This is a genomic window from Pseudoalteromonas sp. MMG013, assembly GCF_018100885.1.
Classification (GTDB): domain Bacteria; phylum Pseudomonadota; class Gammaproteobacteria; order Enterobacterales; family Alteromonadaceae; genus Pseudoalteromonas; species Pseudoalteromonas aurantia.
The window spans coordinates 24,224-50,931 of the sequence record NZ_JAGJEE010000039.1; the positions used below are offsets into that span (position 1 = coordinate 24,224).

Sequence of the window (26,708 nt, forward strand, 5' to 3'; positions counted from 1 at the left end):
GGGTTCGGTTGTACCACAGCTATCACGTTTGGTTCTTTTCTGATAATTCAAACGCAGGTTTGCAGTCATCTGAAAATGATTCTTCCATCCAAGCAAACGGACGCGCTTTTAATCGACAAAGAGGCGATTATGAGTATTTCTCCTTATCAATACCAACTATTAACGCAGTCATTTGCTACGTTAAAACCTAACTTTCATTGTTTTTGTGTTAGCTTGCATAGCCAGCTTAAAAGATACGATTTACAGCTTGTTGTTCCCAACTCACCTAAATACCTCCTCAACATTGAACACCGTATTCATACATTTTTACACGAGGCAATTGCATTGTTACCACAGCAAAACGCGCTGGTTGATTTGGTTCAACAATACAAATCAGATTTTCATACTCTCAGGTTAAGCGAGTACGACATTGCGGTGATATGCCATACAATGCTGGAAACACTGCAACTTCATTTGGGACGGCAATTTACATTGGCATTACGTAATGCTTGGCGAAAAGCCCTTCATATGTTTGCCAATATAATCAAAAGCGTCGCGTTTAATACAACTAACGTTGTTAATTTGCAACATTTTAGACAGCAAAAACAGCATCAAATATCGACCTTAAGATGACTTTTCCTTGCCAGCAAAGTAGACTGCATTTGAGTTTACGCAAAGAGAATGGTTATGAAAAGAGCGTTCGTTTTATCGGGGTTTTTATTATTGTCGGTAACGGCTTGCGATGTATTTGAGTCATCAAAAACACAAATTGAAGAGCAGTATTTATCACAAAATAATGAGCTAAAATCAGCTATTGAAGCAATTAGAGAACAAGGCTTAGCAACGTTTTCTTCAACGGCTGAAAAGGGCACTGTTGCCGCGTGCGTTGCGAAGCAACTGGACGCGGATCCAATGGGGGCACTTATTGAAGTTGAAGGTGCCCTGCAAGATAGTGCCGACTTATCTAAGCTCGCTGAAACAATTGGTAGTTTATCTGAGTCGGAAATATCATTAGAAAGTATTCCACAACTGCTTCAACAAGGTGCTGACACGGTTAATTATCTACGCACCTTATTGTCTGAATATAACTTAAATGAGCTACAAGAAAAAGCAGCGCAAGTACTGCAAGACGGGCGTAGTCAAAGCCAAGATATTGGTGCACATTTGCGCAGTCTAATTGAGCAATGCCAGTAGCCTAATTTTAAGTTCATTTAAAAGCCCATGTGGGCTTTTTTCATTTCTGTTCGTATAACTAATAAAGAAATAGCGAACATTTTATTATGAAACGAATTGGCCTTTACCTATTTAATCAAGACTGCCGTGTGCAAGACAATAAAGCTTTGCTGGCACTGTCAACCACAGTTGATGCACTTGTTTGTTTATTTTGTTTACCTACCCAAAACCATTTTTCAAAACACTTTGCGCAAGTACCGCCCACCCAAGCACAACTGGGCTTTTTAAAAAGTACCTTACATGACCTACAAGGTTCACTCGCACAACATGGCCAAACATTACAAGTCGAATTTGGTGACAGATATACCATTACTCATGATTACATCCAACGATACGGTATTACACACGTAGGACAAGCTATCCACTCAGGATACAATGAGATAAAAGTGTGGAAAAAATTACAGGCAACGTTTACCAAGGTAGAGTTTCTGTCAGACAATACCAACCATCTTTTTGATGAAATACAGCTTCCGTTTAGCCTTTCAGAGCTACCAAAAACATTTTCAGGGTTTAGAAAAAAAATTGAAAATGAGGCGTTTATAACAACATTGCAAGCCCAAAAACCCACTTTAGTGCATCATTTACCACCAGCTCCAGTTGCGCTTTATTTTTCACTTCCCGAAATTATATCCAACGGGAATAACCCTTATTACTGCGGCGGTGAAAGTAATGCACAGCGTCACCTAGCGCGCTACTTTGACTCCTCATCTGCATCAAGCTATAAACTCACCCGTAATGCACTGCAAGGTGATGACTTTTCTACACGCTTCTCACCCTATTTATCGCACGGTGCTATCGGCCCGCATCAGATTCTGCATGCGCTCAGACAATACGAAGCACTCAATGGTCATAACGAGTCAACATATTGGATTTACTTTGAGTTATTGTGGCGTGAATATTTTCATTGGTACAGCGCTCGGCATCAAGCAGCGCTATTTCGATTTTCAGGAGTGTCTCAGACTACACCGCTTACCAGCTTTTATGCTCAGCGGTTTGCCGCATGGTGTAATGCCAATACCTCCTCCCCTTTTATAAATGCCCTTATGAACGAGTTAACGGTAACCGGCTGGCTCTCAAATAGAGGAAGACAAATTGTCGCAAGTTACCTCATTAATGAAATGCAGTTAGATTGGCGTTATGGCGCAGCTTATTTTGAGCAGTGTCTGATAGACTATGATGTCGCCAGTAACTGGGGGAATTGGCAGTACATCGCAGGGGTCGGTGCTGATGCAAAAGGAGGTCGCCATTTCAACATAGAAAAACAAATAGAGCTCTATGACCCCAATGGTGAATATACACAAACTTGGTCGCCTTCATCGGCAACGTCAAATCCAAACGGGCAGGGTGACTGCAACGATATAACTGGGTGGCCATGCCACTGTAAAGTGGAGTGCTAATAATGCAAAAAGCGCGAACATTACGCCTAATACTTGGTGATCAGCTTGATGCGGGACACCACTGGTTTAAATCTAACGATGTTAACGTGACTTACGTGATCGCAGAATTGCATCAAGAAGCCCATTACACTACGCATCACATACAAAAAATATGTGGTTTTTTCGCTGCAATGAGGCGCTTTGCAATGGCGTTAAAGCAAGCCAATTTCAACGTGGTTTATTTAACACTTGATGACACAAATAATGATAATAGCTTACCAGAACTAATTCAGCGCTTATGCCACGAATATCACTGTGATCGCTTTGAATACCAAAGACCTGATGAGTATCGCCTTGCGATACAGCTGGCTAACATGGTGCTAATGCACTCAACAGTACATTGTATTGAGAGTGAACACTTTTTTCTCCCATTTGAAGAAATCTCGACATATTTCACCAAAAATAAACACATCACCATGGAGCACTTCTACCGCAAAATGCGAAAGCGCTTTAATATTTTAATGTGTGATGATGCCCCTGAAGGCGGAAAATGGAACTTTGATAATGAAAACCGAGGAAAGCTCAAAAAGGCCGATCTCAATGATATCCCTCAACCACTGTTGTTTGACTATGATATCAGGGAAATTGCGCAACGTATCAAAAAACATAAAATAGCCACTTTAGGTCAACTTCAACACCCGTTTATTTGGCCTACCAGCAGAGCTGAAGCACACCAGTTACTGCATTACTTTTGTCGCTATTTACTCCCTAATTTCGGCAAGTTTCAAGATGCAATGACAGCCAACAGTGACCATAAATGGAGCTTGTATCATAGTCGACTGTCATTCGCCTTAAATACCAAAATTCTGTCTCCCTCTGAGGTCATTCGTAGCGCAGTGGCAGCCTATAAGAATCACCCTAATACCATTAGCATTGCACAAATAGAGGGGTTTGTGAGACAAATATTAGGATGGAGAGAATATATACGCGCGGTATATTGGGTTAACATGCCAGAATATAGTACCTATAACACTTTAAACGCGAAGCGCGATTTACCCCCCCAGTTTTGGACTGGTCAAACAAAGATGCGCTGCTTACAACATGCCATCACGCAAAGTTTAGAGTACGCCTATGCACACCATATTCAACGCTTGATGATCACAGGTAACTTTTGTTTACTCACCGGTATTCACCCCGATCAGGTCGATAACTGGTACCTAGGTATTTATATAGACGCCATTGAGTGGGTTGAAATGCCTAATACTCGTGGGATGACGCAATTTGCCGACAATGGCATTATCGCCACAAAACCTTATGCTGCCAGTGGTAATTATGTCAATAAAATGAGCGATTACTGTGGCGACTGTCACTACAATGTGAAAGAAAAAACCACTGAGACTGCGTGTCCATTAAATAGCTTGTATTGGCACTTTATGATCACACATCGAGCACGGTTTGCCACTAACCCGCGTATTGGCATGGTCTATCGAAATTGGGACAAACAAGATGAAATTACAAAGCAGCATACACTAACGCGAGCGCAATATTACCTAGACAATATCAGCTCGCTATAATTGCAGCTTAGAATAATCGCCAACGGCGTTTTTTAGTTCGGATCTTATGGACCCAATTCACTTCAATCGTGGTCACTGCAAGTACATCTCGCTGTGACTTTGAGATCAACTCATAGCTCATACTTTCGGCAGAACCAAAACCTAATACAAACTCGAACGACTGGGACTGTGCCCAACATTGTAAAATCTTCTTCGAAGTACTTTCTCGTATGCAATAATCACCGACAACGGGCGTATTAATAGAAAATTTCACATCCGCGTAGCAAGTTCGGCCTTCATTTAATGCAACACACTTACTGGGTGCTGCATGTAAGATCTCTGTTGCTCCTTCGCCATTTGCCAATACAGGTTGATGAACACTCATCCCTGCAATTAACGTTAAGGCATTTACCGAGACCAATTTAAAATACATATTTCACTCCGGCAAATACTGCACGTGCGTGCCGAGAGTTAATCAAAGGGCTTTTACGCGTATTGCTTGCCCCAACTAAGACTGATGCCCCAGCACTAAACACCCAATCTTCCGCTATGGGGTAATTTGCTTGTACCTGAGTGAACACTGATACGGCATGTCCCATTTCATACATTGGCCGGGAAGATCTGGCTTCATCAGCATCAACACCATAAAAATAATCAATGAAATTTGCAGAATAGTAATTTGCACCAAAATTAAGCCAAACGTCCCAGTTTCTCAACTCGAAATTGCGTGTTGCTTCAAAGTGTAACACCCAGCCATTACTATCACCGAGCGTGTCGTACACAAGCTCAGCAACCGCTTGATACTCTCCTATAGTGCGATAGTATGAAAAACCAATGGATTGATCTCGCTTACGCTCTTTGAGCCCTTCAAGCTCGGGAATATATGTTTCGCTATCAAAATACCCTTCGTTTGAAAAGGGTATTTGATAATTCCCATAAATAACGTCTACGCCCCAGTCATCCTCAATGATTAATTGATATCCTATATCTGAGCCACCAAAAAAATCACCAGAGTGCGAATTTAAGTAAAAGCGTTTATATTGGATTTTCGCATCAACTAACATCGTCAAACTATCAAAATTCGACTCTGCGCCTTTTAATTCAGGAAGGGCTAAATCAACCCAAAAGCCACCGAGGCTTAATTGCCATAAAAACTCATCGTCATCGTACTCATCAAGTTCTGCTTGAGAGTAAAAAGATGCACAAAGTAATATGATAAATATTATTATTTTTTTCATAGTCCTTGGTTACACTGGATTGTGCCTAAAATTCATCCCCGATCATACCTGAGCAAAACAACATCAACAATAACAACTTTTCACATTAGACTACATTTTATAATTAACTTTTTATTAATTAAATTGTCACAATAGCATCGTTAAATACGTCGTTCGCAATAGAGTAATTACTTCAACGAGGAACGTATGAAAAAAGCGCTACTACTTTGTGCTCTCACAATGATGACTATGAATGTACAAGCATTCAGCCAAGAAACACATAAACGCATTGTTATTGATGCTATCAATTATATGGCACAAAACCCAACGACGACACAATATAGTCGACTTCAACAATACGCTGAAAAAAATAACTTAACTGTAAATGCTTTAGCTGATTTACTTGGGCAAGCCGCCTATGATGTTGACGATTTTGAAGACACTTTTTTTTGCGGCGCGATCACTGGTGACTGCGTACAAGCACCGGTATGGGGCGCGGCAAAAAGTATTGTGAAATACACCAGCTATTGGCACTTTCAAAATCACACTCAAGGTGCAGATGCCCATGGCAACGATTTTGGTGGCTATAACTATGAAAAACTCACGGTGTGGGGCAACATTGACAGCCTCGCTGCGACTTGGTTAAAAGGTGATTACCTTGATGATGGTGCAGGTGGCGAAACGGGTTGGTTTAGAGCGGATGATACACAATACAATACGTATGGGGTGACAGAAGCTAATTACCGTATAGATAGCCACTCTAGCTATGCTATGTACGACGATTTTGAAGAAATGCCTTTTCAGCCAATTGATAACCTTGGTCAATACTGGTACCAAAGTTACCTGCAAAGTGGCCAACCACAACTGCTTGGTTTCGTTTTTCACACCACAGACTTACTACAGCCTCATCACACTTGGACAACGTCAGCATTAAACCATTCAAGTTGGGAGTCATGGGTTAAAGACTACTATGATCAAGAAGATTTAAACAACATGCAGCTTGTTCACAATGCAATGGCAGACTTCACTGCGGTTCCAATAACAAGCCAAGATATTCGCCCATTACTAACACAAGGGGGCGCTTATTCATATGCACAAGGCGGTATTGTTTTAAACTCCCAAGATCATTACGACCGCTTAACAACGGCAAAGCAAGTTATTCCGCACGCTATTGCCATGGTGGTGCACTTACTTAATCACGCCATGGTTGCCCGCTAATGCCGTGGTTCATTATTGTGTTGGTAAGCTTTCTAAGCTTACCAACGTTCGCAAAAACACAGACTTTCAGTCAAGCTGAAATCACCTTAATGCATGCTATATACCAGCAGCACCAACCCGACTTTGATAGCGAAGATACACGAAATCGGCTGAGTGAAAATCTATTTCTATTGTCACAAGTAAAACAACACCAACCCCATTTATTACAACGCCAAGCTGATGTTGGATTTAGCACCGAGTTTCATGTGCGTCGCTATGTGATGACTTTGTTGCAAAATGCGGTGCCAAGCGCTGTACTTCCAACACCACCAGCGCCCGATTGGTCAAGGTATAGCACTTGGAAATTAAGCCAAGATTTACCGAACTACCCAAACAATAACCACTATACTCACGCTCAATTACAGCAACTTACAACCGTCGATTTATCTTTTTTAGTTGGCGCGCAACTTACGCTTGCAGACTTAATGCTAGAACAGTCAATGCAAAACCGCTACAAGCTACATCAAGGTGATTATGCGTTATTTCAAAAACTCATTACTCAGCACCGCGACTATCATCACAAGGTGAAATATCTTGCAAAGCGCCTTAAACAAGCCAACATTTCATTGGCCAACCTCAATAAGATTGCCACGGCTGAACTCATTCGCTCTCCAATGCTGAGTTACTTTGGCGTACAATCTCAAATGCACGGCGAACGCAGCGAGTATGTAGACAGGCTTAAATCTCAAATTACCAATAAACATATTGCGAATTTCTATTTAAAACATAAAGCCGACTTTAAACATAAGAGCAATGTGATTGCCAGCGCCGTTTTGTTTGAATCACAAAATAAAGCAAAAAACTTCAATACTGACGTGAAAAAACTCGGCTTCAAAAACGCCCTATTGCAGCATAATAAGCAAAACCTGTTTGCTGATACGCAAGGAAAATTGGCAAGACACAACGCTACGCAATGGGTACATCAAGTGGTATTTAATTTAAAAAAAGCACAGCTAACAAACCCAATACGAAGCCCTAAAGGCAAATGGTTAATTGCGCAAACGCACCAAATCAACTTCGATTACTATCCTAAAGAGTCTGAGACAGTACGCTACCAAGCGACCCTTGCACTCATTGAAAACATGGCCCAACAACGCTATCAACAAAAAAAGCAAGCTTGGCTAAAAGCAACGAAGTCATCAATATGAAACATGTCCAATTAGTGTTAATCACTATGTTAGTGCTTATTTTTGGCTATTTCATAGTGCGTATTGTACCGAACTCTCCAGTGGAGAGTTCACCACCTGTAACCCCAAATGAGCAGCCCCTGATTCATCGCTCTGCAGTTAAACAGCAAGTACCCAGTATGAGAGCTGCTGCGGAGTCTATACCCACAAAACAATTATCGCTTGATAGCCAAAATACACTGGTACCAAGCAATACCAAGCAACGTGTTAAGCCATACGTTCCTCCCATTCAAGCGATTCCCTCTGGCGCAGGCTATACTGGTGATTTAAACGATCACCATGCTTATCAGCAATTTCACAATGATCAAGAAAAAGCACTTAAATTGGCATACATTACAGCGACAAAAAGTAAAGTAAAACGCCTAGAAGCGCTGATTGAACGAGGCAAACATGAAGGGGTTACAGAGCGGCAGCTTACGTTCGCTCGCGAGAAAATTGCAGGCCTTAATGCCATGGCAAATAAATTAAAAGTTGAACTAAACCTATCATCCCAATGACAACATTAATGTTAGACATGCGTATCTAAAAAGTGATGCTTTTATCTATAACTCGTACTAGGCTATCGACAACATCGCGCTATACTAGAGTTATCACTTTTCATCGAGATACCAATGAGAACATTATTACTGACACTCTGTATGATCATATTAAGCAATGCATACTCAGCCGAAGAGAAAAAACAACTGCCTCCACTGAATCCTGCCTATAAGGCAGAACATGCGATGGTGCTAATGAATCGCGGCTCACGTATTTATGCTGCTAACTTTCCAACCTATACGACCCCGCATGATGTACAAATTGTGTACCGTATTGACAACCCAGATGTGGCATTTTTAAATTTAGTTCGAGATGCTGATTTAATTACTATCAAACCTAAGCCATTTAATATAGAGCGGCTGATGCGCGGGGAAGAAATCACAATTACAGCCGATGTGTACGAAGGCCACTATAAAAAAGGCGGTAGCTTAGTATACTCAGACAGAGCCATTGTATTTAGCAAACCCCTTTATTCACGCAAGCTTACTGAACTCACTGAGCCATCAAAATGGCAAGAGTACGATATGATCACCGTCAAAGGCACTGAGCGTATTTACGTACATAAAATTCAAAACAAACCCAGTTTTAATCACTTGATCTATGTTGATTTAACAGGTGCATGCTTGCAAAAATTCAGGACGTCAAAAATAGTGCCTGCTGCAAACGAATTAATCTACAAATTCGTCAACTGTGGCACACTCAAACAACTTTACTATGACACTGATGGACTAGAGTAAGTTACCTAACTGTGAGTAGGTTTGGAGTACCTCCAAACCTAACGCCACACTAAATCGATGTACAATCCCATAGATGCCAGAAAACACTCGGTCACTAAATTATAATTTCTCTCTAGCCTGACCGTGTGAGGTGACAATTAAATCATATAACGCTTGTGCGGCTGGACCACTATTTAACCCCTTCGGCAACGTAATATGCAGTGGTACTTGATAACACCCAGCACCTTGTATACGCAACTGGGTCAAATGAGAGTCAACAGTGTCATTCAACATATGTTGCGGAATTCGAGTAAAACCTAAACCATGCTTTACCGCTGTAATGGCTTGCTCAAAATTGTCAACCGTGACCCGCCTTTTCGATTTCAACCATCCTACATTTTTCTGCTTTACCGAGCTTGCTTGTTCACTCACACCTAAATCTCGAAGCACAATTTGCGTATGTGCGACCAGATCTTCCATTGTTAAATCTGTTTGACCAGCCAATGGGTGTGTTGCAGCCACCACTGGTATCATACTAGTGACACCAATCGACTCGGCTGGTAAATTTATTATTGGTAAGGTAATTATCGCAATATCGGCTCGTTGCTCAACAACGGCCTCATGCGTGCTCGATAAAGAAGTTTCAATAAGCTTCACTGACGTCATGACATTATGCTGCATAAACTTTTTAAGCGACTGATATACAATCGCTTTATCGCATAAATGATCGATTGAAACAACCACTTCAGATTCAGTGCCCAATGACAATGCCATACTGATGTCTTCAAGCCCTTTAGCTTGATCTAAAATCGGTTTAGCGCTGCGCAACAGTGTTTTTCCCATCGCCGTGAGTACGGCCCGTTTATTGACCACCTCGAGCAGTTCAACACCGAGCTGCGCTTCTAATTTTCTTATAGAGTAAATTAATGTTGTGTGGCTTTTATGCATTTCTTGCGCCGCACTTTGAATACTACCGAACTCATCAATCGTACTTAATGTGCTCCATTGCTCCAACGTTGTTTTTAATCTCATGTGTCAATTTTACCCACAGTTAATGGCAACATTATGAACTTTACGGTTCATTTTACTGAGCTAAGATTAACGCATCTAACTTGTAAAGGCACTTATGTGGCAGCAAGTTATCTCATTCACGCAATTAATGGAGCATTCAAATGCCTAAACTACTACAAGTCGACTTCACTTTACCCGTATCAAATAATGCTGACATGCAGGAAAAAATGCGAGAACTTGCTAATTCGATTAACGCTGAACCAGGAGTGATTTGGAAAATTTGGACATTTAATGCCGAGCAATCTTTGGGCGGCGGAGTCTATTTATTTGATACACATTCTAACGCACAACAGTACTTAGACATGCATTCATCTCGATTGACACAAATGGGCATAACAAACATTCGAGGAGTCATATTCGACATAAATGAACCACTCTCAAATATTAACCACGCTCCGCTCACTGTTTAATATTCGCAGAATAAGATCACAGTTAATAAGTCTCAATAGCAGCCTGTTAACTGTGCACTCTCTTTATTAAAAAAGCAATGTTGCCTCTGTCTCCCCCATTTAACACACAACTAACTCTAATAATACCGTCGCGCTGACGCAGGTCAGAGTCCATCTGAACCTTAATACCAATTTCAGAATAGGCTCTGAAATAAATTCAGAGTGACACATTTTATCACTCTGCTTAATCCTAAAAAAACAAAAAAGGCCTTGAATGGCCCTTGGTATTTTATCTATTTATGAGGAGGTGTTATGAAACAAGTGATCGCCCCCTTTTTAGTACTCCAGCGAGATCACATTAAAACTGTTTAGGGTTTACAAAATCCACCAAGATATACTCCTCTCCTTGCAGCTCATCATCAATAGTTTGAGAAATAATATTGCAACGGCCACCCGCTAAACTAGCTCCTGTTCGTGGATAACCAATACGCTTTTCAAAGCAATCTCTTTTCATTTTTTCATTACACTTGATATTGCAGAGTAATCAGCTTTGATACCTTTCTCTCGCCAACGATATTTTCATATGACATAAAAAAAGGCCGCATCAGCGACCTTTGTAACACTATAAATTGTACTAAGTTAACTTAGCCAACATGCTTACGTGCATTGCGGAACATACGCATCCATGGGCTGTCTTCTTTCCACTCATCTGGGTGCCATGAGTTTGCCACAGCGCGGAATACACGCTCTGGGTGAGGCATCATCACAGTGGCACGACCGTCAGTCGAGGTAATACCGGTAATACCTTCAACAGATCCATTCGGGTTATTTGGATATTGCGTGGTGGGGTTACCGTAGTTATCAACAAACTTCAACGCCACAGTACCAGAGTTAATAGCAGTATCTACTGCACCTTGATTGGCAAATTCAGCATGACCTTCGCCATGAGAAACCGCGATAGGCATACGAGAGCCCGCCATCCCTTTAAAGAACACTGACGGGCTTTCTTGCACTTCAACTAAGCTAAAGCGGGCTTCAAAGCGCTCTGACTTGTTAGTAACAAAACGTGGCCAGTGCTCAGTGCCAGGGATCAGTTCTTTCACCGTTGACAACATCTGACAACCATTGCACACACCTAAGCTGAATGTATCTTCACGGTGGAAGAAGGTTTGGAACTGCTCGCGCGCCATATCATTGAACAGAATAGACTTCGCCCAACCTTCACCGGCACCCAATACATCGCCGTATGAGAAACCACCACATGCCACTAAGCCTTTGAACTGCTCAAGTGTTAAACGGCCTTCTAAAATGTCACTCATGTGCACGTCAACAGCTGCAAATCCAGCACGGTTAAACGCAGCAGCCATTTCAATATGTGAGTTAACCCCTTGCTCACGCAAGATTGCCATTTGTGGTTTTGCACCGGTTGCAATATAAGGCGCTGCAATGTCTTCGTTTAAATCGAAGCTTAACTTCACGTTTAGACCTGGGTCTTTGGCGTCAAATTTAGCATCAAATTCTTGCTTAGCACACTCCGGGTTATCACGAAGTGCCTGCATTTGATAGGTCGTTTCAGCCCAAATAGTACGAAGTTCAGTACGTGTATTACTCAGTACCGCTTTACCTGCGCGGTTAAATACCACCGTGTCTTCGCTATTTAATGAGCCGATTTCATGGCTGATAGCTGTTAAACCGTGTGCAGCAAGTACAGCATGTACTGCGCTTAAGTCGCTGTTACGCACTTGAATCACACCACCAAGCTCTTCATTATAAAGTGCTTCAATGTCGCTACCTACCAAGCCATCTAGGTTCACAGTCACACCTGTGTGACCCGCAAATGCCATTTCCGTCACTGTAGTAAATAAACCACCGTCTGAACGGTCATGATAAGCAAGTAGCTTTTCATCAGCCACTAACGCCTGCATCGCGTTGTAGAAACCTTTTAACAATTCAGGGCTATCCACATCTGGCGTTTTATCACCTAGCTGCTTATAAACTTGTGCCAAACTTGATGCACCCATGCGGTTTTGACCAGCACCTAAATCCAATAAGATAAGTGATGTTTCACCTTTATCTGTGCGTAATTGCGGCGTTACTGTTTTACGAATGTCTTCAACACGACCAAATGCCGTAATGATCAATGACAGCGGTGAAGTAACTGACTTTTCTTTGCCATTCTCATCCCATTTGGTTTTCATCGACATAGAGTCTTTACCAACCGGAATGGTTAAGCCTAATGCAGGGCACAGCTCTTCACCCACGGCTTTAACCGCTTCATACAGACCCGCATCTTCACCAGGGTGACCGGCCGCCGCCATCCAGTTAGCTGATAACTTGATGTTCTCTAAGCTGCCAATGTTTGTTCCTGCGATGTTAGTCAGTGACTCAGCTACTGCTAAGCGTGCTGATGCACCATAGTTAAGTAATGCCGCAGGTGTACGTTCACCCAATGACATAGCTTCACCGTGATACGTATCATACGTTGCCGCAGTGACCGCACAGTTTGCAACTGGTACTTGCCATGGGCCAACCATCTGATCACGTGCTACTAAGCCCGTTACCGTGCGGTCACCAATGGTGATCAAGAAGGTTTTCTCTGCAATCGCTGGTAAACGCAATAAACGTTTTGCAGCTTCTTCTACATCGATGTTAGCAGTTTCAAGGGCACTGCCTTCAACCTGTTGAGAAGTCACATCACGGTGCATTTTAGGCGCTTTACCTAACAATACATCCAGCGGTAAATCCACTGGGTTGTTGTCAAAGTGACTATCTGCAACGGTTAAATGACGCTCTTCAGTTGCTTCACCAATCACCGCATATTGTGCACGTTCACGCTTACAAATGGCTTCAAAACGGTCAAAATCTTCAACACCTACCGCTAAAACATAACGCTCTTGAGATTCATTACACCAGATTTCGTGTGGTGCCATACCTGGCTCATCGTTTGGAATGTTACGTAATTGGAATTTACCACCACGGCCGCCATCATCCACCAATTCAGGGAAAGCATTTGACAGACCACCCGCGCCCACATCATGGATAAAGGCGATCGGGTTTTCATCTCCAAGCTGCCAACATTTGTCAATCACTTCCTGACAACGACGCTCCATTTCAGGGTTTTCGCGCTGTACCGAAGCAAAGTCTAAGTCTTCGTTAGATTGACCCGATGCCATTGACGATGCAGCACCGCCGCCTAGGCCGATGTTCATGGCAGGACCACCCAGTGCAATCAGTTTTGCACCGACTGGAATTTCACCTTTTTGAACATGGTCGGTACGAATATTACCTAACCCACCCGCCAACATAATTGGCTTGTGGTAACCACGCACTTCTTCGCCATTGTGGCTGGTGACTTTTTCTTCGTAAGTACGGAAATAACCCAGTAGATTTGGGCGACCAAACTCGTTGTTAAATGCCGCGCCACCCAGAGGCCCTTCAGTCATAATGTCTAATGCGTTAACAATACGCCCAGGCTTACCAAAGTCGCTTTCCCAAGGTTGTTCAAAACCCGGAATACGCAAGTTAGATACGGTAAAGCCCACTAAGCCCGCTTTTGGCTTAGAACCACGGCCAGTGGCACCTTCGTCACGAATTTCACCACCAGAGCCCGTTGAAGCACCAGAGAAAGGCGCTATAGCGGTTGGGTGGTTGTGAGTTTCAACTTTCATCAAAATTTCAATATTCTCTTGATTATAAGTGTACTCACCCTCTTTATTTGGGAAGAAACGACCAGCTTTAGAACCCTTCATTACTGCGGCATTGTCTTTATATGCCGACAATACGTTTTCTGGGTTATTTTCAAAGGTGTTCTTAATCATTTTAAACAATGATTTAGGTTGTTCAGCACCGTCGATTGTCCAATCTGCATTGAAAATCTTATGACGACAGTGCTCAGAGTTTGCTTGCGCAAACATAAATAATTCGATGTCGTTCGGGTTACGCCCTAACTTTTGGAAGTTTTCTACCAAATAGTCAATTTCATCATCTGCTAATGCAAAACCTTGCTCTACGTTTGCTGTTGCTAACGCTTCACGGCCACCGCCTAAAATATCAACCGATGACATTGGGCTAGGTTCATCAACACTAAATAACTTACCAGCACTTTCAAGCTCAGAATGCACGGCTTCAGTCATGCGGTCGTGTAATAGTGCCGCCGTTGCTGATAATTGCTCAGCGGATAACTCGCCTTCAACATAATACGCAATACCACGCTCAACACGGTGTACTTGGCTTAAGCCACAGTTGTTTGCAATATCGGTTGCTTTTGACGCCCAAGGTGAAATCGTGCCTGGACGAGGTGTAACCAAAATTAACTGACCCGCTGGCTCATGCTCAGCGATTGTCGGACCATACTCCAACAGCTTGTTTAACTTAACCAATTCGGCTTCAGATAGTTCACTTGTTAAATCAGCAAAATGCATGAATTCAGCATAAATACCTGTGATAGGTAGGTTCGCGTCAACGCAGCTTTTAAGGATTTTTTGAACTCTAAAATCAGACAGTGCAGGTGCACCACGTAAGATCAACATAGGTATTTTCATCCGGGGTTAGGGATTGAACGATATTTTGGGTCGCCATTATAGTAGAAATAGCGGTTAGGTTTAACCCAAAATTGTCAAAACTCGTAAAAAATCCGTGCCCTCATTTGCACTGCCTCGCAAAATCTGTGTTTGTTGTATACAAAACAAGGTACTGGGAGTTTTGCTTTCAGTCGGTAATTTCGATAACGTAGTGCACAGAACCTCGCTAAAAGGCCATAAAATGCAGCAATTAATGACGTATCTAACGATTGTCATAGTACTGGCAATTGCTGGCTGTGATAAAACACCTCCCAATCAATTAGAAAGAATTAAAGAACAGCAAATAATTAAAGTTGGCACTTTGGTGGGTCCAAGTAACTACTTTCAATCGCAACAAGGTGAACAAGGCTTTGAATATGAGCTCAGTCATCAATTTGCGCAATACTTAGGTGTTGAGTTACAAATAGTGCCTTTTTTCAGTCTGTCTGAGTTATTTGCTCGCTTAGACAAAGGCGATTTGGATTTAGCCGCTTCTGGGCTGAGTTACCATCCACAACGCGCTTACCGCTTTGGTCCAACCTACCGAGAAGTAAGCCAGAAACTCGTTTATAAACAGGGCCGTACTCGACCTCGCAGTTTTGCCGATATTGACGAACCGATTGTGGTACTCAATGATTCTAACCATGCCTTATCTCTTGAGCAGGCACAATACGAATACCCTAGCTTAGAATGGCAAACAACCTCCCTTCTCGATGAAGAAGAGCTACTACAAGGCGTGATAGATGAAGAAATTCAGTTCACCATTGCCGACTCTCATACCCTTGCTCTGTTTCGACGTTACCATCCCAATATCAGCATTGGCTTTTCCGTTACGCATTCAGATCAAGTTGCGTGGGTACTAAGAAACGATAGCGATGACTCGCTCTATGCACTGCTATTGCCATTTTTTAATACCGTAGCACACGACAAAACCCTCTACACCTTAGAAGAAAAGTATTTTGGTCATGTTAATGAATTTAATTATGTGAATACTCTGTCATTTGTTAAAGCCACCCGTAAAACATTACCAAAATACCGTGCTTGGTTTGAACAATACGCCAGCCCACTTGATTGGCGCTTACTTGCCGCTTTAAGCTATCAAGAGTCTATGTGGAATCCGCGTGCTAAGTCGCCTACCGGTGTGCGAGGCATAATGATGCTCACCCAGCCAACAGCCAAGCAAGTGGGTGTCACAAACCGCCTTAAACCTGAGCAAAATATTCGGGGAGGCGCTAAGTATTTACAAAAATTATTGAAACGAATTCCGAAAAGCATCGGTCAACCTGATAGGACTTGGTTTGCATTGGCGTCATACAATGTTGGTTGGGGGCATGTCAACGATGCGAGGAAAATTACCAAACAGCAAATGGGTGATCCAGACAGCTGGGCAGAGGTAAAAAAACGACTACCCCTTCTAATCAAAAAACGCTACTATCGAAAGACTAGGTATGGATATGCGCGTGGCGATGTTGCCGTTCAGTATGTTAACAACATCCGTCGATATTACGACGCGCTGATATGGTTAGATGAAAACGGAGCGCTTGATACAAAAGCTGGCAAATAAAATGCATCTTTTCGATGCGAGTGTCATGCTATTGCAATACATCCCTGCAATTCTGCCATATGTGTTTTTTCTCTCACAAATAAGGAGGTGCCGATGCTTAGAAGACGTCGAACTCACCAATTTAAACGAAACACCCAACATTCTCAGGCGAATCGCCGCCGGGTTATTATGAAAAATAACCACAAAAAAGTGTTATTGCGTCGTAAACTATTTGCGCAACAACAAATGGAAGAAATTGCGGCTCAGCCTTGAGTCGCTTGCTTTGCTTTTTTAGCCGCTTTAATCTCTTTTCTACGACGTTTAAAAAAATTTGACAGTTTTTCTGCACACAACTCTGCAAGTACGCCCTGTGTTACCTCTACTTGGTGATTCAATTTAGGTTCATTAACGATATTCATCACTGACCCCGCTGCACCTGTTTTAGCATCCGGCGCGCCAAATACTAAGCGTTTTAAACGACTGTGTACGAGTAACCCCGCACACATAGGGCAAGGCTCTAACGTGACATACAAAGTACAGTCAACCAAACGATAATTTTCGAGTACTTTGCCTGCTTCTCTCACGGCTTGCATTTCTGCATGTGCTGATGGGTCATGCTGGCAAATAGACTGATTCCACCCTGTCGCAATTAATTGATTGTTTTTTACAATAAGTGCGCCCACTGGTATCTCATTTTGCTGCTCAGCTTGGTCAGCATAAGCCAACGCCTGTGCCATCCAATATTGATCTTGCTCTAATTCCGTCATGAATTTTATGTCGTGCTACTATTAATAAGGATTCGTCAAGAGCAAATATACCACATATTATTGCTAAAATTACCAAAATGACGTGGCTCAACACGGCACACTTACGCTATAATTCGCCGCTTTTTTTATTTCTTGAGCTCAAACACACGGGTATAACATGAAATTTCCGGGACGCCGTAGGCATAAACACTATTTTCCAGTGGAAGAAAAAGACCCTCTAATAAACCAATTGGGCAATGACGACAGATTAAAACGCAGCTATATATGTGGCATTGACCAAATTGTCGTAGATATTGAAGCTAAAGTAGATCAAGCCTTTCTTGATGAATTTGGCCTGCAGCGTGGTATGTCGCAAGTGATAGCCAGTGATATTACCAATGCGTTATACGAGCGTTTAAAGCGCGAAGATATGGTTGATTACGAGTTTGCTGGTGGCACCATTGGTAATACCATGCACAATTACTCAGTGCTTGCAGATGATCGCTCAGTATTACTTGGTGTGATGAGTGAGAATATCAATATAGGTAGTTACGCTTATAAGTTTTTATGTAATACATCTAGCCGTGTTGACCTTGATCACTTACAGCCTGTTGATGGCCCTATTGGTCGTTGCTTTACATTGATTGATGACAGTGGCGAACGCACATTTGCTATCAGCGCTGGATTAATGAACTATCTGCGTCCTGAGTCTATTTCACAAAGCTTGATCCAAGATGCGTCAGCCTTGGTGATTAGCGCATATTTAATGCGTACCACTGGTGGTGAAACAATGACGCAAGCAACCATGCAAGCGGTTGAATATGCGAACCAAGCTGGTGTACCTGTGGTATTGACTTTAGGCACTAAGTTCTTAATCGAACAAGACCCTAGTTGGTGGGCTGAATTTGTCGCTAAGCATGTCGATATTTTAGCAATGAATGAAGAGGAAGGTGAAGCGATTACAGGTTTCTCTGATCCGCTACTTGCTGCCGATAAAGCGCTTGATTGGGTTGATTTAGTTATCTGTACAGCAGGGCCCAAAGGCTTATTTATGGCAGGTTATGTTGAAGACAGCGTAAAACGTGAAACTGAATACCCTTTATTACCTGGTGCTATTCCTGAATTTAACCAATACGAATTCTCACGTGCGATGCGTAAAGCGGATTGCCCAAACCCAATTCGTGCTTATAGTCATACTGCACCTTATATGGGTGGCCCAGATACCATTAAAAATACCAATGGGGCTGGTGATTGTGCGCTAGCGGCCGTTTTACATGATTTATCTGCGAACGAGTATCACAAACTGAATGTGCCAAACTCGGCAAAGCATGAACAAGCAGCCATCACTTACTCGTCTCTTGCACAAATTAGTAAATACGCTAACCGAGCAAGCTATGAAGTATTGGTACAGCACTCTCCACGCCTTTCTCGCGGATTACCTGAACGCGAAGATTCACTGGAAACTTCTTACTGGGATAAATGATACCCAGTAAGAAAAACACTGAGCTCAAGTTAAAAAATGGCCGTGCCGAGTTCTTCACTTAAGAATTCGAGTGCGGCAATACCAGCCACAGAATTGCCAACCTTATCAAGTCCAGGTGACCATACAGCCACCGTAAATTGATTTGGCAACACCGCAATAATGCCGCCCGCTACGCCTGACTTACCCGGCATACCAACACGATACGCAAAATCTCCCGCAGCATCATACAAACCACTGGTAAATAATAACGAGTTTAATTGCTTCGTTTGCTTCGCGGTCAATAACTGTTGTTTACTGTGTTGACAATAACCTTGATTTGATAAGTATGAAAAGGTCTTAGCCAGCTCCACACAATCTAGTTCTATCGCACAATAATTAAAATAAGACCACAACACTTCTTCTACGTCATTGTTAAAGTTACCGAATGACTTCATCAAATAAGCCATCGCCGCATTTCTATACCTATGCTCAAACTCAGACTGTGCAACTCGTTTATTTATTTTAACTTTGTCATTGCCTGATTGTGCGCGATAATGCTCTAACATTGTATGAATTGGCGCACCTAAGCGAGAATATAGGGCGTCGCACGTCACGATTGCCCCAGCATTAATAAATGGATTTCTTGGTAAGCCATTTTCGAACTCTAATTGAGTCAGTGAATTAAAAGCGGTACCTGAAGGCTCTTTTCCCACTCGCTGCCATAACTCATCACCGTAGCGTTGCAGTGCCATGGTTAAGGTCATTACTTTTGATACAGACTGCACTGTAAAACGTGCGTCAATATCACCTGCACTGAAGCTTTGACCATCATTGGTTTGAATTGCAATTGAGAACTGCCCTAAGCTTTGCTCTGCAAGTGCAGGTATATAGTCGGCGACAGTGCCTTGATACAGTAAGGGCTTTATATGATCAATGACTCGATCTAATACTGCTTGATAATCAGCCATAGTTTTTATTAAAAAGTGAAAAGAAGCCGAGTCTAACATAAAAAAAGGGCCTATCTAGGCCCTATTCATCTTAAATGTCGAGATTTATCTCAGCTTAACGTAATTCCATTTCCTGGATGATTTCGTGTGCTATTTCCGGTGTTGTGCTAACAGGCTTTGCATGTAAATTGGCTTTTAACTGACCTTTACGATGTTTAAGTGCGGCATCTAATTTTTTTGCTGCACTTGCGATCGCCGGGTACATTACTTCATTCTCACCTTTGACTGAAATACTCACACCCGAATAGGTAGTTGTAATTTCAGTGTAAAACTTTTTATGCTCGTTACTGATAATTATGTCAATCGACAACAGTGAAGGAAAGTGACTCGCTATTTTGGCAAACTTTTCTTGGACGTGGCTTTTCACTGAATCAGTAACATCTACGTGGTGGCCTGAAAGATTAATTTTCATAGGGTATCCTTTTTTTTGCTTACCTCACTAATAGTATTGAGGCCATTCTCAGAATACTCAAGATCAAAATGTAAGATATTTTTAATAAATTGCAAACTCATGACTTAGGTCATAGTTCAATGTTACACCTTATTAATGAAAATCATTCGGTTAGTTTGAAATACGCAACATTCAATCATCACTGGTATATGACGCCTCCATTGCTGCACTCCCTAATCAATCGATACTTAGCACCTCCAACACTTATTACTTAACCTCAGGTTTGGATAAGGGTTTTAGAATAGAAAATGTTTTGAAAACAAACTTACGTACAATCCAATGATGATATTTTGTGCAAAATCAAGGCGCTTTTATGCACTAATAGCGGGCTATTACAAATGAAAGCAACGCCGAGAGTGAGAAAAATAGCTTTATTGGGCAAATTCGCTTATCCAGAGCTGAGGTTACTTATATAAATACAATTAAAATTACCTGCACGGGTGATAAAGTTTCATTTATCCTTGTTTGCACTATATTGAATAAATCGGTGACCTTCATACATTAGGACAAGCCTGTGACAACACCACGAATTCTAATTATTGACGATGAAGATTTCTACCGCACGTTATTACAAAAAACCTTTGCTCATTTCACGGTAGATGTTGCGTGCTCAGGTGAGCAAGGTGTAGAACGTGCACAAGCTTTTAAACCTGACTTAATTCTGCTTGATGTGGTTATGACTGGGATTTCTGGGTTTGAAGTATGTACGCAACTTAGAAATATGCAGGTCATGCAAACAACACCCATCGTGTTTATTTCTAGTCTCACTTCCGTTGATGGCCATATCAAAGCTTACGAAATAGGCGCCAACGATTTCATCTCTAAAACAGTACATCCAGATGAAATAAAAATTAAAGTTGAAGCCATTCTTACGGCTGAACAGCAACACTATGAAGCACTCGATACCATTGACGAAACAGAGTCTCTGTTACTTGATTTACAAAAACAAAACGCCTACATGAAGGCCATAAGCTTATTTATGCAGGCTAGCCATTATTGTGCTGATATGAAAAGTCTAACACAAGTATTACTTAATACTGTGCACTCATTAAACCTCAATGGTGTGATTCACTTTAAACAGACTAAAAACACCGTTAGCTCATCCAATCACGTTGCCAAACTAGAAAAAGAACTACTGAGCCACCACAAAGATCTGGACCATATTCATAAGCTTGCTCAAGGGGCGGTTATTTTTAATTGGCAATCAGTGGCGTTTTTAGCTAAGAATGTTGGTGAACAATTAGATGTTATTGCACACCTCATGGATGCACTTGAAATGGCCATTACGCATATTATGCGTCAAGCCAGCTTGGTCGCGCAGATCCTATCAATTGAAACCCATAACAAAGCCATTTTAGACAGTATTCAGAGCTCGGTTAATAATTCGAAAAGCCACTTAAAGTCTCAGCTTTTTGAGTCTGGGTTGGTGTCTCAGTTTGATTTACAAGATGAAAGTGACTTAGATAAACTCATTACAGACTCTGGTGATGATCTTTACCAACTCATTCACAACTTTAATGGTAATGCCGAGAAGGTAACCACCTTATTAGGTACCTTAAAAAAACCACCACACGAACTACGCTTTCTCTTTAAAGAAAACCCTCAAGATTCTAACAATGTACTGTTTTAAAAGCACCAATGGTTTAACTCACGACGCTGGTACTGCTATACCGACCTGAGCTAAACGCGCTTGACGCCATTGTAACCAGCTAAGATTAGCATTCGACTCAATAAAAATACGATACTCTGACACTTCTAAGTTGTGCGTCGTATTTGCAAGCTCTAATAATAATAGGGCACTATTTAAACTGAGCCATAGTGTATGTTGTGTACGGCTAAAATTAAACGCATCTTGCGCTGACAATATTGCCTGAGGAACATCGCCATTTGCTTGATGATACTGTGCATCTAAGTAAGCCTTTAACGCTGGTTTCTTAACTTGATCAATCACTGTTTTTGCAGCACTAAAGTTATTTTCTCTTAGATATAGCTTACTTAAGGCCTCGACAGCACTAAAAAAAACCCATTCATTGTCTGGTGTAACCGGCATTCGTAATACTTCATGAAAAAAGTGCTGTTTCTCCTCAGTAGTCGCTGCAAACAAAGCAAAATGATAAAAGGGCAGCATATAATGAGAACCATCCAGTTCATATTCAGCCAATAATGTTTTGGCTTGATAAAGGTGATCATAACTGGCTTTGTCAAAGCCAAATTTACGCGCCTTAATTGACAACAACGTATATGCACGAATTTCCTGTACCGGTTTTCTTGCTAAACGCGCTAAGCTGGCTGCTGCATATAAATACGTTTTGACTTTGTCATAGTCACGGTTGTCATGAGCCAAATCAGCAAGTGATTTATTCACCTCACTTTGTAAACCATATAGCAAAGTGTCTGAGAATAGCGTATTCGCCTGCTCATAGAGTGCCAGTGCCAGCGCTTGCTTCCCTTTTGCGGCAAATAACGCACCTTTTAGCCACTTGCCATAAGCATAATACAAGGCATGTTGTCGTTCCGTACTTAATGTTAAAAGCTGCTCTATGTAACCATCAGCAGCATCGAACTTGTCTTCATCGATAAACCGTTCAGCTAGTTTTTGTAGCACACTTAAGTTTAGTGGGAACTGGCCATTTAATAACACTAACTCTGCTGAAACATTCGCACTTTGCTGCTGAATAAAATAACGAGAGTTACTCAATATACGCATTTGTTCGATGACTTTACCACTCAACTCTGTCATATCTTGCGCGTATAAATAACTGACCCATTGCCGTTCATAACCTTGTATTAAAAGTTCAAACATATAAGGCTGAAATAGCTTAGTGGCTTCATTATAATTCTCATACAGTGTGCCCGAAAACAAAAGCGCCGTGTTACCCTTTTGCAGTGTATGATAAGTCATGTAAGGCGAGTTAAAAAACTGCCCTTCATTCACATGTTCTAGTTTATTGCTCGGTATATTAAATTCACTACTCAGTAATTGATTTAATTGCTCAGTTTCTTGAGCCAATTTTTTATTGCTTTGTAAAGTAAGTGGTAAAAATACACTATCAAACTGAGAATCAACAAAATGCTTGCCATTAAATACGCTACTTGCTGAAATGTATATAATGAAAAATAAACTAATACAAAGTATAACCCCAGCATAAACAAACGAGTTATAAGAGCGCTTCTTATAACTCGCACTCTTATCTTCACAACTTAAAGATATTGCGTTGCTTAACTTAACTGATAATGGCTCTATTTTGTTCGTTGCAGGTCTTACGCTGTTTAATTCAATAGACGCAGACTCTGGTTCCGTTATTGAATGTACATTGTCTATAATATCTTCTAAAGGGATATTCCATTGATAACCTTTTTTAGGAAAGGTTCTAATGGCACTTTCACCCAGTAACGCACGTAACTGACTGATGTTTTGAAATATGACTTGTTCTGACACCACTTTGTGTTGCCATACTGCTGCCAATATTTCCTCTTTACTAAACACCCTTGCTGGCTCACTAATCAGTAAAGTAAGTAACTGTATTTGGGTATGGTTCAATGAAACAAACTGCTGTTCTTGGGAAAGTAAACCTTGCTCTACATCAAATTGAAAGTTTAAAAAATTAATCATTATTATTTTATAGCAACTGTCATTAGTTGATAGATTAATCTTTAAATGGGTATTTGCAAACCAAAATAATCCAACGTTCGCTTTGCTGCAAAATAAATAGATTGAATTTCAAACAACAAGTACGTCCTTATACTTACTGTTTGACAATAATAAAAACTATAAACGCCGTATATCCATCCAATTAACCGACAACCGAGCTTCAAGCCCTTGCAATGACAATGTATGCTCACCTTCGGGTAAGTTGATGTGTACATCTTGGACAACTTGCCACCCTTGCTCAGACAAAGTCGAAAATGACGTAATTACTCGACCATTAAGCTTAACTTCAACACGCTTGCTGCTGCCCGTATGATACACCCTCGGCTGCAAAGCATATTGCCCCGCCGTTGCTACATCAATTTTGTACTGTGCTTTCGCCAAGCCTAAGCTTGCAAACACGCGGTCCTCTTTCGCTTCTTGCACTGAGTTCATAACTTCAATATCAGTACCTTGTGAAAAGGCCTCCCCTTCAATTTTACCTGGTATGGCATGTGTAATATAGGCCGATGAGTCAATCGTTTCGCTGTGCAAGCTCGGCCTATCACCATAATAAGCAACCACAGAATAACGCGCTTTATGTGGTAGAGGGTTTAAGTCTGTAACTCGCCCATTTATACCAGAGCCAACAATAACCTCTTTATGATTATTCAAAAGATCTTGTCTGATCACTTGATATGTTGGCTGTATTTCATCATTGCTTAGCTGCCAACTTAACTCGACTTTCTCTTTAAATTCAGTGAGCTTTACGCCCGTCACTTGCTTTGGATAGTTTGCTACTTGTGCATGTACTCGCCTAGCTTTTACGTGTTCTTTTTTAAGCGTGTTCACAAACCAAGTAGAGCCTTCTTGCGACTCAAGCTGTTGTCCAGCGGTATCACGCACTACCCGAAACCCTTCAATTGCCCCTAAAAAGTCCCGGCTTTTTTGAGAACGCTCCAATACATTTTGAATTCCCCAATGCCAAGCGCCACCCTTAGAAAAAAAGGCCTTGCACTCCTTTCCAGTCTTGGTGACACCTTCACTTTTCAACTTATCGGTATCACTAACATAACAATCTGCCATAATTTCGTTCGCGTTACCCACTAAATCATGCACACCATATTTATCGGCTTTATACATACCAACCATAGCGAGCGTTACCTCTTTATCGCTACAGTTCTCAACATTGTAAGCTGCAGTGTAAGACGCACCGTATAATTTTTCAGACATATTTTGAGCATGTAAATCAGCCAAATTAGCCACATCACATATTTGCTCACGCTTTTTACCCTCTGCTTTTATGTATTCTTGTAATCCGCCACTTTCAATAACATATTGCCACTGAGCTTCAGACAACAAACGATAATCTTTGCCCGTTTTACGTGATAACCACTGCGTATACGCAACGGCATTATCATAGTTAATACATACAACAGGATGAAACTCTGAGAACCGATATATATTATTGTCCCAACTACCATCACTCGGACCGCTAAACCACCCTGAATCAATACGATGTGAGCAATTGTTCGCACTTTCATATCCTGTGTCAGAAATAAATCGGCTATATTCAGCAACGGTCAATTCATATTTAGCCATCTGAAATGCGGGCACCGTGACATCATAACTTTCATCATTTTCGGTTTGTACCGTAAAACTCCCTGCAGGAATACTCGCCATTGGCGGCTCAATTACGTCTGCTGCCCAAACCCGATTACCGTATAGCAATACCAATGTAGCTAATGTTATTTTTTTCATTCCAGCTCCAATTTACTTTTTTCGAAAAGTTCCAAGGCCACTGTAGATCGTTACCAACGCGACGTCTTATCAGTTTTATAAAAGTTTCCTATCATATTTATAATAAATAAAATCATAACGTTACAATTTACAAATAGAAAAACACAGCTTAAAACGACAATTCAATATAGGCTGATTAAATTCAGAATAAACCTTTAGACAATAACCCTACTTTCATTGCAAAATAGTCCTGATTTGAGATAACCAAGGAGTAACATGAAGGGTATTAAAAACTTTGTTTTCGATTTAGACGGAACACTTATTTTTGAAGGCAAACCTCTCACAAGCGCACTCAGTGACACGCTCATAGAATTAGAGGCCGCAGGTATTAATACTTACTTTGCAACAGCCCGACCATTAAGAGATACGTTGCCAGTCCTACCCAAACATTTTTGGGATCACACCTTAATTGGATGCAATGGAGCAATGATCAGCAAAGCACAGCAAGTCACCAATGCAAATGCTTTTAATAAAGCACAAATAGTACAGTTACTTGAATGGCTTGACCGTGAAGGTATTGCTTACCTTTATGACGGGCATTACGATTATGCAATTTCAGACAAGCCGCATGAATTTCATCAGTGGGTCGCTAAGCTTGGCACACCTCCCACTTGTAATGCGAGCTTACGTGAACAACAAGTCATCAAACTCTTAGTGCTTGAAGGAAGTCGTTATAAAGAAATAAAAGCCTACTGTGAGCAACATTTTGATAAGTTCTCTTTTTATCACCATAGCGGTACGGATTGCTTTGATATTGTCACTGAACAAAGCAACAAACTTTCTGCGCTACAATTATTGCAGCTCGACTTGTCGTCAACCATGTGTTTTGGCAATGATCACAATGACGTCGCGATGTTAAATGCGGCAAAAAAAGCGGTTGTGGTAGGCCGTGGTATTTCGCTCACCCGCCCCCATACTCTGGTATGCAAAAATACCATACATACACATTTGCAAGCTTTACTCGAGACAAAACGCGCCTCATAGCAGAAACGCTTTA

24 protein-coding genes are annotated in these 26,708 nt (G+C 41.5%); 14 read left to right on the forward strand and 10 right to left on the reverse strand.

What is annotated here, in order from left to right; genetic code table 11:
- Positions 1–129 precede the first annotated feature (129 nt).
- The 4 genes from J8L98_RS21875 to J8L98_RS21890 all read left to right on the forward strand — a co-directional run bounded on the left by J8L98_RS21875 (position 130) and on the right by J8L98_RS21890 (position 4,162).
- Positions 130–612, forward strand: a complete 483-nt coding sequence (locus J8L98_RS21875; RefSeq protein ID WP_210998205.1) for a globin — start codon at positions 130–132, stop codon at positions 610–612.
- 54 nt (positions 613–666) lie between these two features.
- Positions 667–1,173 (forward strand): hypothetical protein, encoded by a 507-nt coding sequence (locus J8L98_RS21880; RefSeq protein ID WP_192506526.1) that lies wholly within the window; start codon positions 667–669, stop codon positions 1,171–1,173.
- 86 nt (positions 1,174–1,259) lie between these two features.
- A complete protein-coding gene (locus tag J8L98_RS21885; RefSeq protein ID WP_210998206.1) occupies positions 1,260–2,609 on the forward strand; it encodes a DASH family cryptochrome in 1,350 nt (449 codons plus the stop codon).
- A 2-nt stretch (positions 2,610–2,611) separates the two neighbouring features.
- On the forward strand, positions 2,612–4,162 hold the full coding sequence (locus J8L98_RS21890; protein ID WP_210998207.1) for a cryptochrome/photolyase family protein: 1,551 nt from the start codon (positions 2,612–2,614) through the stop codon (positions 4,160–4,162).
- 7 nt (positions 4,163–4,169) lie between these two features.
- On the opposite strand, the gene J8L98_RS21895 is transcribed toward J8L98_RS21890, so the two are convergent.
- Both J8L98_RS21895 and J8L98_RS21900 read right to left on the reverse strand, forming a co-directional pair.
- Positions 4,170–4,574, reverse strand: a complete 405-nt coding sequence (locus J8L98_RS21895) for a DUF3019 domain-containing protein (RefSeq protein ID WP_192506523.1) — start codon at positions 4,572–4,574, stop codon at positions 4,170–4,172.
- Positions 4,564–5,379, reverse strand: coding sequence for a MipA/OmpV family protein (locus tag J8L98_RS21900; RefSeq protein WP_210998208.1), 816 nt, complete (start codon positions 5,377–5,379; stop codon positions 4,564–4,566). Before J8L98_RS21900 ends, J8L98_RS21895 begins: the two co-directional genes overlap by 11 nt.
- Positions 5,380–5,565: 186 nt before the next feature.
- On the opposite strand from J8L98_RS21900, the gene J8L98_RS21905 reads away from it, so the two are divergent.
- The 4 genes from J8L98_RS21905 (at position 5,566) to J8L98_RS21920 (ending at position 9,076) form a co-directional block, all read left to right on the forward strand.
- The gene (locus tag J8L98_RS21905) at positions 5,566–6,576 is read left to right on the forward strand and encodes a phospholipase (RefSeq protein WP_210998209.1); all 1,011 of its coding nucleotides are present in this window, start codon (positions 5,566–5,568) and stop codon (positions 6,574–6,576) included.
- On the forward strand, positions 6,576–7,763 hold the full coding sequence (locus tag J8L98_RS21910; protein ID WP_210998210.1) for a peptidylprolyl isomerase: 1,188 nt from the start codon (positions 6,576–6,578) through the stop codon (positions 7,761–7,763). The genes J8L98_RS21905 and J8L98_RS21910 overlap by 1 nt, the downstream gene beginning before the upstream one ends.
- Complete coding sequence (locus tag J8L98_RS21915) at positions 7,760–8,299, forward strand: hypothetical protein (RefSeq protein WP_210998211.1); 540 nt, start codon at positions 7,760–7,762, stop codon at positions 8,297–8,299. Before J8L98_RS21910 ends, J8L98_RS21915 begins: the two co-directional genes overlap by 4 nt.
- A 114-nt stretch (positions 8,300–8,413) precedes the next feature.
- Positions 8,414–9,076, forward strand: a complete 663-nt coding sequence (locus J8L98_RS21920; protein ID WP_210998212.1) for a hypothetical protein — start codon at positions 8,414–8,416, stop codon at positions 9,074–9,076.
- Between the two features lie 99 nt (positions 9,077–9,175).
- Here the strand turns inward: J8L98_RS21920 and J8L98_RS21925 are convergent, their stop codons facing one another.
- Entirely contained in the window at positions 9,176–10,087 is a 912-nt protein-coding gene (locus J8L98_RS21925; protein WP_210998213.1) for a LysR family transcriptional regulator, read from the reverse strand.
- A 140-nt stretch (positions 10,088–10,227) separates the two neighbouring features.
- Here J8L98_RS21925 and J8L98_RS21930 point away from each other — a divergent pair, with 140 nt between their 5' ends.
- Positions 10,228–10,536: a monooxygenase gene (locus J8L98_RS21930; RefSeq protein ID WP_192506516.1), complete on the forward strand. Its 309-nt coding sequence runs from the start codon at positions 10,228–10,230 to the stop codon at positions 10,534–10,536.
- Positions 10,537–10,873: 337 nt separating this feature from the next.
- Here J8L98_RS21930 and J8L98_RS21935 read toward each other — a convergent pair whose 3' ends face one another.
- Both J8L98_RS21935 and purL read right to left on the reverse strand, forming a co-directional pair.
- A complete protein-coding gene (locus J8L98_RS21935; protein ID WP_210998214.1) occupies positions 10,874–11,029 on the reverse strand; it encodes a hypothetical protein in 156 nt (51 codons plus the stop codon).
- A 130-nt stretch (positions 11,030–11,159) separates the two neighbouring features.
- Complete coding sequence (purL, locus tag J8L98_RS21940; RefSeq protein ID WP_210998215.1) at positions 11,160–15,044, reverse strand: phosphoribosylformylglycinamidine synthase; 3,885 nt, start codon at positions 15,042–15,044, stop codon at positions 11,160–11,162.
- 232 nt (positions 15,045–15,276) lie between these two features.
- Between purL and mltF the strand changes: the two genes are divergently transcribed.
- Positions 15,277–16,638, forward strand: a complete 1,362-nt coding sequence (gene mltF, locus J8L98_RS21945) for a membrane-bound lytic murein transglycosylase MltF (RefSeq protein ID WP_210998216.1) — start codon at positions 15,277–15,279, stop codon at positions 16,636–16,638.
- 93 nt (positions 16,639–16,731) lie between these two features.
- A complete protein-coding gene (locus J8L98_RS21950; protein ID WP_192506501.1) occupies positions 16,732–16,890 on the forward strand; it encodes a hypothetical protein in 159 nt (52 codons plus the stop codon).
- Here the strand turns inward: J8L98_RS21950 and tadA are convergent.
- A complete protein-coding gene (gene tadA, locus J8L98_RS21955) occupies positions 16,881–17,384 on the reverse strand; it encodes a tRNA adenosine(34) deaminase TadA (protein ID WP_210998217.1) in 504 nt (167 codons plus the stop codon). The two genes, J8L98_RS21950 and tadA, sit on opposite strands and share 10 nt — an antisense overlap.
- A 157-nt stretch (positions 17,385–17,541) precedes the next feature.
- Here tadA and J8L98_RS21960 point away from each other — a divergent pair, with 157 nt between their 5' ends.
- Complete coding sequence (locus tag J8L98_RS21960; protein ID WP_210998218.1) at positions 17,542–18,846, forward strand: inosine/guanosine kinase; 1,305 nt, start codon at positions 17,542–17,544, stop codon at positions 18,844–18,846.
- Between the two features lie 29 nt (positions 18,847–18,875).
- Here J8L98_RS21960 and glsB read toward each other — a convergent pair whose 3' ends face one another.
- Together glsB and raiA are read right to left on the reverse strand one after the other, a co-directional pair.
- Positions 18,876–19,793, reverse strand: a complete 918-nt coding sequence (glsB, locus tag J8L98_RS21965) for a glutaminase B (RefSeq protein WP_192506498.1) — start codon at positions 19,791–19,793, stop codon at positions 18,876–18,878.
- Between the two features lie 94 nt (positions 19,794–19,887).
- On the reverse strand, positions 19,888–20,244 hold the full coding sequence (raiA, locus tag J8L98_RS21970) for a ribosome-associated translation inhibitor RaiA (RefSeq protein WP_192506497.1): 357 nt from the start codon (positions 20,242–20,244) through the stop codon (positions 19,888–19,890).
- A gap of 553 nt (positions 20,245–20,797) precedes the next feature.
- Between raiA and J8L98_RS21975 the strand changes: the two genes are divergently transcribed.
- Positions 20,798–21,913 carry a response regulator transcription factor gene (locus tag J8L98_RS21975; protein ID WP_210998219.1) on the forward strand — a complete coding sequence of 372 codons (1,116 nt, stop codon included), beginning with the start codon at positions 20,798–20,800 and terminating at the stop codon, positions 21,911–21,913.
- 18 nt (positions 21,914–21,931) lie between these two features.
- Here the strand turns inward: J8L98_RS21975 and J8L98_RS21980 are convergent, their stop codons facing one another.
- Both J8L98_RS21980 and J8L98_RS21985 read right to left on the reverse strand, forming a co-directional pair.
- The gene (locus J8L98_RS21980) at positions 21,932–23,896 is read right to left on the reverse strand and encodes a winged helix-turn-helix domain-containing protein (protein WP_210998220.1); all 1,965 of its coding nucleotides are present in this window, start codon (positions 23,894–23,896) and stop codon (positions 21,932–21,934) included.
- A gap of 156 nt (positions 23,897–24,052) precedes the next feature.
- The gene (locus tag J8L98_RS21985; RefSeq protein ID WP_210998221.1) at positions 24,053–25,672 is read right to left on the reverse strand and encodes an SUMF1/EgtB/PvdO family nonheme iron enzyme; all 1,620 of its coding nucleotides are present in this window, start codon (positions 25,670–25,672) and stop codon (positions 24,053–24,055) included.
- 255 nt (positions 25,673–25,927) lie between these two features.
- Between J8L98_RS21985 and J8L98_RS21990 the strand changes: the two genes are divergently transcribed.
- Positions 25,928–26,695: an HAD-IIB family hydrolase gene (locus J8L98_RS21990; RefSeq protein ID WP_210998222.1), complete on the forward strand. Its 768-nt coding sequence runs from the start codon at positions 25,928–25,930 to the stop codon at positions 26,693–26,695.
- Positions 26,696–26,708 lie beyond the last annotated feature (13 nt).

Bases quoted from the DNA above. Each gene is read 5' to 3' on its own strand.
- J8L98_RS21875 (WP_210998205.1), top strand. From the start codon at position 130: ATGAGTATTTCTCCTTATCAATACCAACTATTAACGCAGTCATTTGCT.
- J8L98_RS21880 (WP_192506526.1), top strand. From the start codon at position 667: ATGAAAAGAGCGTTCGTTTTATCGGGGTTTTTATTATTGTCGGTAACG.
- J8L98_RS21885 (WP_210998206.1), top strand. From the start codon at position 1,260: ATGAAACGAATTGGCCTTTACCTATTTAATCAAGACTGCCGTGTGCAA.
- J8L98_RS21890 (WP_210998207.1), top strand. From the start codon at position 2,612: ATGCAAAAAGCGCGAACATTACGCCTAATACTTGGTGATCAGCTTGAT.
- J8L98_RS21895 (WP_192506523.1), bottom strand. From the start codon at position 4,574: ATGTATTTTAAATTGGTCTCGGTAAATGCCTTAACGTTAATTGCAGGG.
- J8L98_RS21900 (WP_210998208.1), bottom strand. From the start codon at position 5,379: ATGAAAAAAATAATAATATTTATCATATTACTTTGTGCATCTTTTTAC.
- J8L98_RS21905 (WP_210998209.1), top strand. From the start codon at position 5,566: ATGAAAAAAGCGCTACTACTTTGTGCTCTCACAATGATGACTATGAAT.
- J8L98_RS21910 (WP_210998210.1), top strand. From the start codon at position 6,576: ATGCCGTGGTTCATTATTGTGTTGGTAAGCTTTCTAAGCTTACCAACG.
- J8L98_RS21915 (WP_210998211.1), top strand. From the start codon at position 7,760: ATGAAACATGTCCAATTAGTGTTAATCACTATGTTAGTGCTTATTTTT.
- J8L98_RS21920 (WP_210998212.1), top strand. From the start codon at position 8,414: ATGAGAACATTATTACTGACACTCTGTATGATCATATTAAGCAATGCA.
- J8L98_RS21925 (WP_210998213.1), bottom strand. From the start codon at position 10,087: ATGAGATTAAAAACAACGTTGGAGCAATGGAGCACATTAAGTACGATT.
- J8L98_RS21930 (WP_192506516.1), top strand. From the start codon at position 10,228: ATGCCTAAACTACTACAAGTCGACTTCACTTTACCCGTATCAAATAAT.
- J8L98_RS21935 (WP_210998214.1), bottom strand. From the start codon at position 11,029: ATGAAAAGAGATTGCTTTGAAAAGCGTATTGGTTATCCACGAACAGGA.
- purL (WP_210998215.1), bottom strand. From the start codon at position 15,044: ATGTTGATCTTACGTGGTGCACCTGCACTGTCTGATTTTAGAGTTCAA.
- mltF (WP_210998216.1), top strand. From the start codon at position 15,277: ATGCAGCAATTAATGACGTATCTAACGATTGTCATAGTACTGGCAATT.
- J8L98_RS21950 (WP_192506501.1), top strand. From the start codon at position 16,732: ATGCTTAGAAGACGTCGAACTCACCAATTTAAACGAAACACCCAACAT.
- tadA (WP_210998217.1), bottom strand. From the start codon at position 17,384: ATGACGGAATTAGAGCAAGATCAATATTGGATGGCACAGGCGTTGGCT.
- J8L98_RS21960 (WP_210998218.1), top strand. From the start codon at position 17,542: ATGAAATTTCCGGGACGCCGTAGGCATAAACACTATTTTCCAGTGGAA.
- glsB (WP_192506498.1), bottom strand. From the start codon at position 19,793: ATGGCTGATTATCAAGCAGTATTAGATCGAGTCATTGATCATATAAAG.
- raiA (WP_192506497.1), bottom strand. From the start codon at position 20,244: ATGAAAATTAATCTTTCAGGCCACCACGTAGATGTTACTGATTCAGTG.
- J8L98_RS21980 (WP_210998220.1), bottom strand. From the start codon at position 23,896: ATGATTAATTTTTTAAACTTTCAATTTGATGTAGAGCAAGGTTTACTT.
- J8L98_RS21985 (WP_210998221.1), bottom strand. From the start codon at position 25,672: ATGAAAAAAATAACATTAGCTACATTGGTATTGCTATACGGTAATCGG.
- J8L98_RS21990 (WP_210998222.1), top strand. From the start codon at position 25,928: ATGAAGGGTATTAAAAACTTTGTTTTCGATTTAGACGGAACACTTATT.